Origin of the sequence: Bradyrhizobium zhengyangense (genome assembly GCF_022012555.1) — a bacterium.
GTDB lineage: Bacteria > Pseudomonadota > Alphaproteobacteria > Rhizobiales > Xanthobacteraceae > Bradyrhizobium > Bradyrhizobium zhengyangense.
In genome coordinates this window covers 20,879-32,481 of the sequence record NZ_JAKLTZ010000019.1, presented here as the reverse complement: position 1 = coordinate 32,481, position 11,603 = coordinate 20,879, and the positions used below count along the sequence as shown (strand labels likewise).

Annotated in this window: 8 protein-coding genes; 6 read left to right on the top strand and 2 right to left on the bottom strand. The window is 63.6% G+C overall.

The features are described from left to right. Window positions 1-28 precede the first annotated feature (28 nt). Window positions 29-544 carry a GNAT family N-acetyltransferase gene (locus tag L6639_RS37095; RefSeq protein ID WP_237866453.1) on the top strand — a complete coding sequence of 172 codons (516 nt, stop codon included), beginning with the start codon at window positions 29-31 and terminating at the stop codon, window positions 542-544. Window positions 545-571: 27 nt separating this feature from the next. Further along, window positions 572-1,039: a DUF1801 domain-containing protein gene (locus L6639_RS37090; RefSeq protein ID WP_237866452.1), complete on the top strand. Its 468-nt coding sequence runs from the start codon at window positions 572-574 to the stop codon at window positions 1,037-1,039. Window positions 1,040-1,155: 116 nt separating this feature from the next. Here the strand turns inward: L6639_RS37090 and L6639_RS37085 are convergent, their stop codons facing one another. After that, window positions 1,156-4,338: a hypothetical protein gene (locus L6639_RS37085; RefSeq protein ID WP_237866451.1), complete on the bottom strand. Its 3,183-nt coding sequence runs from the start codon at window positions 4,336-4,338 to the stop codon at window positions 1,156-1,158. A 444-nt stretch (window positions 4,339-4,782) separates the two neighbouring features. Between L6639_RS37085 and L6639_RS37080 the strand changes: the two genes are divergently transcribed. The 4 genes from L6639_RS37080 to L6639_RS37065 all read left to right on the top strand — a co-directional run bounded on the left by L6639_RS37080 (window position 4,783) and on the right by L6639_RS37065 (window position 9,180). Beyond that, the gene (locus tag L6639_RS37080; protein ID WP_237866450.1) at window positions 4,783-5,553 is read left to right on the top strand and encodes an IclR family transcriptional regulator; all 771 of its coding nucleotides are present in this window, start codon (window positions 4,783-4,785) and stop codon (window positions 5,551-5,553) included. 277 nt (window positions 5,554-5,830) lie between these two features. Further along, entirely contained in the window at window positions 5,831-7,150 is a 1,320-nt protein-coding gene (locus L6639_RS37075) for an MFS transporter (protein ID WP_237866449.1), read from the top strand. Window positions 7,151-7,160: 10 nt separating this feature from the next. Continuing rightward, window positions 7,161-8,771, top strand: a complete 1,611-nt coding sequence (locus L6639_RS37070) for an N-acyl-D-amino-acid deacylase family protein (RefSeq protein ID WP_237866448.1) — start codon at window positions 7,161-7,163, stop codon at window positions 8,769-8,771. A gap of 25 nt (window positions 8,772-8,796) precedes the next feature. Continuing rightward, complete coding sequence (locus L6639_RS37065) at window positions 8,797-9,180, top strand: RidA family protein (protein ID WP_237866447.1); 384 nt, start codon at window positions 8,797-8,799, stop codon at window positions 9,178-9,180. A gap of 55 nt (window positions 9,181-9,235) precedes the next feature. On the opposite strand, the gene L6639_RS37060 is transcribed toward L6639_RS37065, so the two are convergent. Beyond that, window positions 9,236-11,503: a TonB-dependent receptor gene (locus L6639_RS37060; RefSeq protein ID WP_237866446.1), complete on the bottom strand. Its 2,268-nt coding sequence runs from the start codon at window positions 11,501-11,503 to the stop codon at window positions 9,236-9,238. Window positions 11,504-11,603 lie beyond the last annotated feature (100 nt).

Genomic DNA, 11,603 nt, shown 5'->3' with positions numbered 1-11,603 from the left:
AGGCGCAGATGCTATCCCGCAACGTAATATGAACGATCTCTCAATCACGATCCGTCCCGAAGCTCCAGGCGACGCCCAGGCGATCGAGCGGCTGCACGAACGCACCTTCGGCCCCGGCCGTTTCGTTCTCAGCGCCTATCGCATCCGCGAACATGTCGAGCACCTGCTCGACGTCTCCTTCACCGCCCGCATCGGCACGCTGCTGGTCGGCTCCGTCAGGCAATTGCCTGTGACGGTCGGCGAGACGCCGGCGCTGCTCCTCGGGCCGCTCACCGTCGAGCCGCCGTTCCGCAGCCGCGGCATCGGCCGCATGCTGATGGACCGGGCGTTGAACGAGGCCAGGGACAAGGGTCATCGCATCGTGCTGCTGGTCGGCGACGAGCCCTATTACAGCCGTGTGGGCTTCAAGCTGGTCCCTAAGGGCCGCGTCACCATGCCGGGCCCGGTCGATGCCGCGCGTGTCCTGGTGTTCGAGCTCGTCGACGGCGCCTTCGAAGGCGTCTCGGGCGCGGTTGCTCCGGACTGGAGCAAGGCGCGGGGGTAGCCTACCCAACCACCGGTCGAGGCTCACATGTTCCGCGTCACCGCCGATACATTGCAGGCCTATCTCGATTTCGATCCCGAGCGAAAGCGCGATCTGACCGCGTTGCACAAGCTCATCGTCTCGGTCGCGCCAGCGCTCAAGCGCCATTTCCATCAGGGAACGCCGGCGGGCGAGGCGGGCATGCGCATGAAGATGATCGGCTATGGCAAGTTTCGCTACGCCATCAAGTCCGGAAAAAGCACGGACTGGCCGGTGATCGGTGTTGCGCTCCAGAAGAACTACATCAGCGTGTACGTGACGGTAACCAGGCAAGGCGCCCCGGTCGTATCCCGCTATGCCGGCAAACTGGGCGAGTTGCGCATGGGCGGCAATAACTTCAGTTTCGAGCGGTTCGACGATCTCAAGCAGGATGCCGTATCGGCCCTGTTCGCCGAGGTTGCCGGCATCTTCGAAGCAGATCCCGAAAATCCCGTTCGCTACATGCAGGGGTCCTGATCTGGCGGCGCCGCGCCAAAGGTGTGAGCCCTTGTGCGCGGCGCTTTCGCTCGAATTAGCTTGCGTTCTCACGATCATGCGATCCTATCGACCGGGATCGCGTCGTCGCCCCAGCTCTAAGCCTTGATCGCGAGCTTGCGGATCTTCTCGCGGTCCTTGCCGTCGACCCAGACGCACAGTGTCAATCCGTAGCGACAGGCTTCCACGGCAAGACTGCCGACGTTTCTGGCTCGGCTGTGGAACACATGCGTCTCGCAGCAATCTTCGAGAATGAAGCCGGTGAACTCGCCGTGACAGTCGTACAGAACCTCGCAGACCTTACCGCAACGCTCTCGCTCCGGTTCATGCGGCCGCTTCGGCAAGGGCGGCACGAAGGTCAGCGAAGGCGGCACGGCGCTCGCATTGCCGCCGAGGCCGTCGACGCGGTCGGAGATGTATTTGATGTAACGTACCAGCACCGGGTGCCAGCGATTGGACGGTGACATCTGCTCCAGCCGCCATTTCATGATCGCAAGCGTCGTCTCTTCAGCGGGGAGGATCTTGTCGCCCGTGGTCACGGGAATGCGGATCTGGAACGTGCCGACGACGTAGCGCCATTGCGTCAGCCGCTCCACCTCCGTGGGCCGCGTGCGATGGGGTTTGGAGCTGCCCTTGGCGGTTCCCACCTGTGCCGTCTTGCCGTCGGCATGCAGCAATGCCGGCGCGGTCTGCAGCTTGGGGCCGGGCGGCGGAGGTGGAGGTGGCGGCGGCAGCGGCTTGCCGATGCGGGTGCCGAGCCGTTTGATCGTCACGTCGAACACCTGTCCGCTGCGAACGCCCTGGGGAAGGTCGATGGTAATGAGGCCGGCGAAATTTTCGCCGGTGCCCGGCGGAATCGGCACATAGCTGACGCCGCGTGTGATCGGAATCCGGATCGTATTGGCATCGCTCATGCCGAGCGGCGAGACGCCGTAGAAGGCCTTGGCGAGCGCCAGCACCTCGCTGGCATGCACCTGCGGCCAGTAGAGCGAGGCGACCGAGCCGGTAGGGACGTTGCCCCATTCGATCATCAATTCGTCCGGATAGATCGTGTTCGGCCCATGCGGCGGACGGACGACGCGGCCTGGCTTCGTGTCAAACGTCTGCGGAATGCGATGCGCGGCCGCGGGGCCCGGATTGTCGGAGCGCGTGACCTGGAGATTGCGCTGCGCCAGCTGGTCCCAGGACAGCGGCGAGACGCCTTGGGGGATCGGCGCGTCGTCGAAGGCGATCTGGGCGACGATGCAGTGGTGCGTGCCGTTCAGATAGGTCTGCACCTGCGCGCCGTTGATGACGTTGCCGCTGTCGTAGAGATTGAGGAAGCAGCCGTAATATGCCCAGAGCTGATCCTGATGGTCGGGGATCGTCAGCGGCTGAATGTTGGGGCCGGTCGAATAGTCGGTCTGGCTCGAAAAATTGTTGGTTGCGAAGAACGGAATCGAGGTGTTGCCGGCGCCCAGCTTCGGTGACCCCGGCTTGCCGGCGGCATCATTGTTGGAGAGGTAGGCGCCGTTGACGTCATAGTCGGTGTCATTGGTCTGGGTGGTAAACAGCCTGAAGAAGACCCGGACATTGCTGGCCTGCGATCCCCCGGAGCCGCGCAGCCGCACGCGCGCGACGGCGAAGCTGTAATTGTTGTCGATGCTGATATTGGGCGGGAACGTGCCGCTGATCTGCACGGTGAACGGGTTCACGGACGAGTCGCCCTGGTTGGCGTCGCCCTGATCGGGCAGGATCGTCGTGAACGGATCGGGACCGTTCGGATTGGTGAAGCCGTTGGCCGCGGAATTCCAGCGCGACAGCAGGTTCTGGATGTAAGTGTAGGCGCCGGAGACGCTGTCTGCGAGCGCAGGCACGCCGGGGATCGGCGTCGCGTTGAGCGCCGGGGTGACCGTGAAGACGCGCAGGTCCTGGCTGAGATAGGGCAGGTTGCTGTGGTCCGCGTTCAAATTGGTGAAGTAAGGATCGGCGCCGGCAATCAGCTCGAACTGCATCGTGGCCTGCGAGCCGCTGACCTGTCCGGTCGCAGAGGCGTTCAGCGAGACCGTGAGGTCGAATTCGGTCTCGTTGCTTGCGGGGAACTGCCCCAGCAACGGCGTGTCGATATGCAGATCGTAGGGAATCTCGATACGCTGCGGCGCGAAGTCGTTGATGCCGCTCTCGAACTGCACGCCGGTAGGACTGGGCGTGATCGCCACGCCGGGGAGGCCTGGGAACGAGCCGCCAAAACTTCCGACCGTGATGCCGAGCAACAGGAACGAGTTCTTGCTGAAACCCTCGATAAAGATCGTGAAGGCGTTGGGAACGTAGCCTCCTTGCGTGTTGATGATGTCCTGCGTCTCGTCCTTGCCGAATGTGTTCTTGCCGGCACCGAAGGAGACGCGGGCGATCGGGAAGGGATTGTTTCGGTTGGGACCGGAAATCGACGCGGTCGCTCCGGGTGGATAGACGCTCTCGACGAGACCGAGGAAGATCGGGAACGGATTGGAATTGTCGCTGGTCAGGGCGTGATAGATGCTGGCGAGGTTGGAATTGTAGTTCGCGATGATCTGGTTGATGCTGAAGCCGAGCTGGACGTTGAGGTAGTAGATGAAGCCGAGCGCACAGCCGTAGCTGACGGGATCGCCGTCGCCGTGGACGAACGTGCCGTCGCTCACGGTCGAGCCGGTGTAGGTCGTGGTGACCCAGTCGCCGCGCGCCGGATTCGGCAGGATCGTTCCCTGATTGGGGTTGCCGTCGCCATTCAGCCAGTTCGCGACGAACGATCCGTAGTAATTGTCATGGCCTTGCTGGAAGCGGGTGATGGCCGACCAATGCGACAAGCCTTCGCCGCTGCTGTCGCCGGCGTTCCAGTTGCCGCGGATGCCCATCAGCACCTCGACCCACTCGGCAATGAACACCATGCCGACGCGCTGCGCCGGCAGCGGCGCGTCGCTCATCAGGTTTTGCGAGTCGAGGCTGATCGGATTGCCGACGCCGTTGTTGCTGGCGCCGGGAAAGGAGAAGCCTCCACCCGAAAGGGCAGAGTCGGCCTGATCGAGGCGGACCTCTTGCCGCGCGCCGGTGCCGAACTGGGAGGAGGGCGTGCCGAACCAGCCGGTGGTGACGTTGAACTCGTTCTCGATGACGCTCAGCGAGGGACTGATGTTGCCGAGCAGGGAATTGGCGTTGTTGATGACGTTGGCCTGATCGGGCAGCGAATTCTCGTATCGTATCCAGAAATTGGTGGTCTTGCCGGCGCCTTGTCCAATATCAGTCAAGCTGGTGCTGCTTAGGGCCATGTTGCTACTCCTTAAAACTGAATGTCTCGCGATCGCTTCTGGTTTTGCGCAGGCGCGGCTTCGAGAAAATTCCGCAGTTCAAGGTGCTGTGGCTTGCAGACGCTTGACCTCGCCTGCGCGCAAATAAATTGGGTCAGTTGTCCGGCAGGTTGAACGCAAGCAATGCGATCGTTGCTGGCCGAATTCGGCACGGGCAGTGTTGAAATCACAACCTGCCATGGTGCTCAAAACAATTGCACGCCAATAGAGTTTAACGAGGAGATGCTACCACAGGTTTGAAGGGGCGTTGATCACGCTTGCGGCAAAACAGTCGCTGAGCGGCTGCAGCTTTGTGAACTGGATAACATTGAAGCTGAATTCCGAATGCGCAAAGGCGGACGCGCTATACCGTTGGCGCGGTTTGTGGCAAAACCGGAAACCGAAGCTGACGAAGGATTGTGAAGTTTGGCCGCATCGAAGAAGGGCGCCTCGCCCGCGGAACGCCAGAACGGGATTGATCGGACCATCGATCTCCTGGAAGCGCTGCTGCATTTGCGCGCGCCCTCCAAGCTCAGCGACCTCGCCAAACAAATGGGCGCGCCGCGATCGACCGTCTATGCCATTGCGAATCGCCTGATCGAGGCGGACCTGCTCGAGAGCGTCGGCGAGGGCGGCCAGGTCTATTTCGGCAAGGCGGTGCATCTCTACGGGCGCGCCTATGCGGACGCCAATCCGCTGCATCGCCGCTGCCGCGAGGCGCTCGATCGTCTCGCGACCCAGCACAGTGCCACCGCGCAGCTCTGCGCGCTGCGCGGCCGCAAATATGTGGTGGTCGACACGCGTGACGGGTCGGGCCTGTTCCGGATCACGACGGACGTCGGCATCGAGGTGCCGCTGCCCTGGACGGCATCCGGCCGGTTGCTGCTGGATCACATGAGCCCGGCGGAGATTCGCGCGTTCGTGCCGAAAGAGGATTTTCGTCTTCCTGATGGCCGCGTGCTCGACGTCGATGATTTCATCAAGGACGTCGCACGCGCGCGGCGCGACGGCAAATGCGTGACGACGGCGCTGTCCGATCGCTTTACGTCGTGCCTTGCTGCGCCGATCCGCGACAAGAAGGGTGTCGCGGCCGCGACGCTTTGCTTCGTCGTTCCCGCTGACTCGGTGAAGGAGCGCAGGACCGCGCTGCTCGACGATCTGGTCGCCACCGCAACGGAACTCTCGGATCGTTCCTGAACTCAGCCGACCGTCAGCGTCGCTGACTGATTTATCCGCATCGTTTTCGAGAGTCGTCGTCGCGCGTTCCAATGAAACGCGTCACGGCGAATGCGCGTCGTGCCGAGCGGGACTAGAATGTCCGGGCTTGACATCATGCCGCTGCAATATCTAACGTGTCGCTATAAGATAATATTGTCCACTATAAGAGACAGTATGATTGTAGGCGCGGCGAGGTTCTCTCGGTCCCATGTCGGGGCGGAAGACGCGATCCTGCGTGTCCAAGCGAGGATTCGAAATGGCGAAGGCAACCCAACAGGTACCTGGACGACGCTGGCTGATCGGTTGTCTCCTCGGCGTCGGAATTCTCATCAACTACATCGATCGCGTCGGCCTCTCGGCCGCGACGCCGGAGCTCACCAAGGAGCTCGGCCTCACAGCCACCGACATCGGCTTGCTCGGCAGCGCGTTCTTCTGGACCTATTCGCTGCTGCAAGTCCCCGGCGGCATGGTGCTCGATCGCTTCGGCGTCACCATGGTCGGCCGCGCCTCGAGCTTTCTCTGGGCCATCGCTGCCACCATCACCGCACTCGCCAGCGGGCTCTGGGGCATCGCTGGCGCTCGCCTGTTGCTCGGCGTCGCGGAAGCGCCGGCGTTTCCGGCCAGCCAGAAGGCGACCGGCCACTGGTTTCCGCTCGACGAACGCGCGCGCTCGACCGCGATCTTCGATTCCGCCGCAAAGTTCTCCAACGTGATCGGCGTGCCGTTGGTCGCCTTTGTGATCTTTCTGTACGGCTGGCGCTGGGGTTTTGGCGTCACGGCGGTGCTGAGCTTCCTCTATTTCATCGCCTACTACATCATCTACCGCAATCCGAGCGAGGATCCGAAGCTCTCCAAGGCGGAGCATGACTACATCGTCGCCGGCGGCGGAACGCCGGAAGGCCCGGCTGCAGCGGGGCAGAGCCGCATGCTCGGCTACCTCCTGCGCAACCGCAAGGTCTGGGGCCTGACCATCGGCTTCTCCGCCTATGGCTACACTTTCTATCTCTTCCTCACGTGGCTGCCGGGCTATCTCGCCCAGACCATGCACATGAACCTGATGTCGGCCGCGGGCTATTCGACCATCCCCTGGATCTTCGCGACCTTGTCGGACCTGTTGATCGGCGGCTTCCTGGTCGATCATCTGATCGCGCGCGGCTACGACTCGACGCGGGTGCGCCAGTCGGTGATCATTGTCGGTATGCTGATGGGGCTCGCCGTGATTGGCGCCGCGTTCACCGTGAGGCCGGGCTGGGCGCTGCTGTGGTTGTCGATCGCGATCTCCGGCCTGTCGGCCGCAGCGCCCGTCGGCTCCTCGATCGTGTCGCTGATCGCACCCAAGGGCGGTGCGGGAAGTGTCGGCGGCATTGTTAACTTCACCAACAACATGATGGGTGTGCTCGCGCCGATCGTCACAGGCATCGTGGTGGACTGGACCCAATCCTTTGCCGGTGCCTTCATGATCGCCGGCGTGGTGCTGTTGATCGGCATCTTCTTCTATGTCGTGGTGCTCGGCCCGATCGAATCGATCCCCGATTACGAAGAGGTACCACCGCCCGGTGCCGTGCCTGTTCACTGAGGAGAGGGGCATGCCCCGGACTTCCAACGGCAAGGACACGCTGATCCGCAACGCGCGCCTGATCGACGGCACTGGCTCGCCGTGGTTCGAGGCGGATTTGCGCGTCAGCGGCAGCCGCATCGCGGCGATCGGGGCCGCGCTGCCGGCGGAGGGGGCCGACATCATCGACGCGCGCGGATGCTATCTCGCGCCGGGCTTCATCGATGCGCATTGCCATGACGACCTGATTTGCCTGCGCGAGCCCGACAGGCCCGAGAAGGTGTTGCAGGGCGTCACCACGCTCGTGGTCGGCAATTGCTGCTTCTCGCTCTATCCGGCAACTGCCGGCTCCGCCGAGATGCTGCGTTTGCATTTCTCGGGGCTCGCTGGCGAAGTCAGGACGAACGAAGTCTTCGACAGTTTTGACGGCTACCGGCAAGCCCTGGAAGGGCCGGGCGTGGGACTCAACCTCGTCTCCCTGGTCGGGCACGCCGCGATCCGTCTCGCCGTGCTCGGCTACGAGCGCCGCGCGGCGAGCATCGAGGAGATCGCGGCGATGCAGGCGTTGCTCGCGCAGCAACTCGATCAGGGGGCGGCCGGCCTGTCGCTTGGCCTCGTCTATCCGCCGAGCGCCTTTGCCGATACCAACGAGCTCAACGCGCTGGCAGAGACCGTCAGGGCGCATGGCAAGCTGCTCACCGCGCATGTCCGCAGCTACGAAGCGGGCCTCTTGCAATCCATCGACGAGTTCATCGCGATCCTGCGCGCCTCAGGTGCCGCGGGGCTGCTGTCGCATCTGCAATCGGCGGGCAAGCCGAACTGGGGCGCTATCCCGAAGGCGCTCGACCGGCTGGAGGCCGCGCGCGCAGAGGGGATCGACATCTCCTTCGACATGTATCCCTATCCCGCCGGCAGCTCCTACATGCTGCAATTGCTGCCGCCGGCCGCGCTCGAAGGCGGCGTCGACGCGCTGCTTGCGCGGCTGCGCGATCCCGCCCAGCGCGAAGCGCTGCGCGTGCTGGTGGAGGAGGGCGATCCCGATCCGCATGCGGCGCAGTCCAAGATCGTGCTGATCGGTTGGCACAATGTCCGCATTTCCGCCACCGCCAATCCGGCGTTGAAGCCGCTCGAGGGCAAGTCGATGGTCGATGCCGCGCGCGAGCTCGGCATCTCCCCGTTCGATCTCATGGTTCGCTGCATCGAGGAGGACCAGGGCCAGACCGGCATCATCATGTTCCAGCTCGATGAGGCCGATCTGCGCGCGGCCTTCACCCATCGCCTGCACATGGTCGGCTCCGACGGCATTCCACGTCCCGGTACCAAGCCGCATCCGCGGGCCTATGGCAGTTTTCCGCGCGTCGCCGGCCGGCTGACACGTGAGCAGGGCTGGTTCACGCTGGAAGATGCCGTACGGCGGATGACCGCGATGCCCGCCCAGCGCTTCGGCCTGTCCGACCGCGGCATCCTGCGGCCGGGCATGATCGCGGATCTCACGCTGTTCGACGAGACCATCATGGACAAGGCGACGTTCGAGACGCCGACGGAAATGCCCGCAGGCATCCGTGCGGTCTTCGTCGCCGGCGAGGCCGTGGTCGCGGACGGGCGCAGCACCTTCGCACGGCCGGGCCGTGCCCTGACCTAAACCATCACACGCAGGACACCATGCAATGACGTTGAAACGATACGGCGCGGCCGGCGGCACCGGCACCGGCGGCCAGCACCTTCCGTTTGCCCGCGCGGTCGAAGCCGATGGCTGGCTCTACGTCTCCGGCCAGACGCCGATGGAGAACGGCGAGGTGATCGAGGGCGGCATCATCCCGCAGTCGCACAAGGCGATCCGCAACATGCTCGCGATCCTGGCTGAAGCTGGATACGAGCCCAAGGATGTCGTCCGTTGCGGCGTCTGGCTCGACGACCCCCGGGACTTCCAGAGCTTCAACAAGGTCTTCGCCGAATATTTCGGCGCCAACCCGCCCGCGCGCGCCTGTGTGGTGTCGAGCATGGTGGTGGATTGCAAGGTGGAAATCGACTGCGTCGCCTATCGCAAGTGAGCCGCCGCCTGCTGCGCCGGGGGCCCGCAGGCCCCGACGCACGCAAGCCGCGCAGCTAGAACCGCTGCGAGACGCCGACATAGAAGCCGCGTCGCGGTCCGTATTGCGGGGCGAACACGCCGATGCCGGAGCCGTCGCGGATCTGGTAGATCGTGTCGAACACATTGACCACGTCGAACCGCACCGTCGTCGGCTTGTTCGGCGCCACGATGTTGAAGTCGTGCGACAGGCCGAGATTGACCTGCGTGTAGCCGGGCAGATGATCGGTGTTGGCAAAGCCCGAGCGCAGGCCGCTGCCATAGATCATCGACACGCTGTAGCGCGTGCCCTCCCAGAGATAGGAGGCGCCGGCCGATCCCGACAGCATCTGGGCGTGGTCGGTGTAGATGTAATGGCCGTCGATATAGGCGAGTTCGTCCGCGCCGAACAGATACTGGTTCGAGACCACATTGGTCGCGATCTGCTTGGCCCAGGCGAGGTTGGCATAGGCGCTGAAATTGCCGCTTCTGTAGGTCGATTTCAGCTCGACGCCGACATTCTCGCCGCGATCGTAGTTGAAGCCGCTCAGCACATAGGCCGCGCCGAACTGGCCATCGTCGAGCAGGTCGCGCGCCTTCTTGTAATAGGCGTCGGCGCCGACCTCGAGGCCGGGGATCGCATGGATCTTCTGCGTGACGCCGACGTCGAATACGTGCGACCGCTCCGGCAGCACCGGGCTGCTCTGTCCGACCTCCGGCGTTTGCGTGTTGGCAGGCGGGCCAGGCGGGGTCACGAGTGCAAGATTGACGGGGCTGGCGATCACCTGCGAGGGCGGGGTGAAGTTGCGCGCATAACCGGCATGGAAAATGGTGCCGTCGAACGGCTTCCAGGTCAGGCTGACGCGCGGGCTGAGCTGGTTGGCATCGACATATTGAACCATCTGGTCGAAGCGCAGGCCGGCATTGAGCGTCAGGCTATTGGTGATCTTCCACTCGTCCTGGACATAGGTTCCGACCAGCCAGCCGGTCTTGGCGTTGGAATCGAACACCGAGAACGGCGCGTCGATCGTGCCCGCGGTCGGATCGCTTGGATCGGCCAGCGGCAGCATCGTGGTCCCGCTGTTCACCAGCGTTCGCTCCGCGCTCACCGAAAGACCGAAGCGCAGCGTGTGCGCATAGCCGATGCGCCAGGCGGTGTCCTGCTGGATGCCGTTGACCGCGCTCTGGCGATAGACGTCCGAGGAGACGCCGTTGAAGACGAGGTCGCCGATCGGATCGGGGTAGAAATGGAGTTGGCTGTAACGGTTGAAGTACGATGTTTGTGTGTCGAACTCGCCGTTCGAGGTCTGGTAGGAGACGACGTTGAACTGGTTGAATTCGTTCTGGTGCTCGTTCAGCCGGGACGAGTCGAAATTCGAGACGCCGAACGCCGTGTTCGCGGGCGCCTGCCCGGGATTGTTCGGAATCTGGAACGTCGCGTTCGACACGCCGCTCATGAAGGTGAGGCGGCTCGTTGGATCGATCATCGTCGACAGATAAAGGAAACCCTTCTCCTGGTTGGTGCGGTCGTGGATCGCGTTGACTGACGGGGTCGGGTTCTCGATGCCGAGATTGTTCTGCAGGAAACGTCCCGACAGGAAATACTGCGTTGGCCCGACTGTCCCGCCATATTCGATATTGGTCGAGATGGTGCCGTTGCTGCCGCCATAGACGCCGACCACGCCGGAATTGTTGAAGGCGTCGGCCTTGGTCTGGATGTCGAGCACGCCTGCGGTGCGCTGGCCATATTGCGCCGGCAGCGCGCCGGTGAGCAGGCTGAGGCTGCCGACGATGCCGGTGTCGAGGATCTGCCCGAACGCGCCGACACCATCGGGCAGCATCACGCCGTTGATGCGATATTGCAGATTGGCGTGCTCGTTGCGGATATGCAGGTCGCCGCTCGCCGCCGAGTCCTGGGTGACGCCGGGAAATTGCAGCAGCACCTTGTCGAGCGAGGCATTGCTGCCCTGCGGCAGCGCCTCGATCGCTTGGCGCGTGAGCGTGTGGGTCGTGGCCCCGCCTGGTGGAAGCACAGATTGGCGCGCGGCATCTAACCGGTTGCTCTGGCCCTCGACGGCGGCTGGCGCCTCGGTCTGTGGACGCGCCTGCGACGTTGAACGTCGCTTGTCGATGGCGACACGAACTTTTGGACGGCGCGGCGCCTGCGTCTGCTTGGGCGCGTCGACCTCGACGCTGGGCAGCGTCGTCATCGGGGCCGTCGTCTGCGCCAAGGCGCCATCGCCGGAATGAAACAGCGTGAGTGCGGCGAGGCTTGCGCCCGCCAATATTGCTTTTGAAGACACCATTGTCCTGATTTCCGGATCGCGCGCCGCCGCAGCTCTGCAGAGCACATGCAGGCAGCACGCGCCGTCGACACGCGACGGATCATCTTGGATAGCCCAGCGC

Excerpts from the sequence above, each read along its gene's own strand:
- L6639_RS37095 (WP_237866453.1), top strand. The coding sequence starts at position 29 with ATGAACGATCTCTCAATCACGATCCGTCCCGAAGCTCCAGGCGACGCC.
- L6639_RS37090 (WP_237866452.1), top strand. The coding sequence starts at position 572 with ATGTTCCGCGTCACCGCCGATACATTGCAGGCCTATCTCGATTTCGAT.
- L6639_RS37085 (WP_237866451.1), bottom strand. The coding sequence starts at position 4,338 with ATGGCCCTAAGCAGCACCAGCTTGACTGATATTGGACAAGGCGCCGGC.
- L6639_RS37075 (WP_237866449.1), top strand. The coding sequence starts at position 5,831 with ATGGCGAAGGCAACCCAACAGGTACCTGGACGACGCTGGCTGATCGGT.
- L6639_RS37070 (WP_237866448.1), top strand. The coding sequence starts at position 7,161 with ATGCCCCGGACTTCCAACGGCAAGGACACGCTGATCCGCAACGCGCGC.
- L6639_RS37065 (WP_237866447.1), top strand. The coding sequence starts at position 8,797 with ATGACGTTGAAACGATACGGCGCGGCCGGCGGCACCGGCACCGGCGGC.
- L6639_RS37060 (WP_237866446.1), bottom strand. The coding sequence starts at position 11,503 with ATGGTGTCTTCAAAAGCAATATTGGCGGGCGCAAGCCTCGCCGCACTC.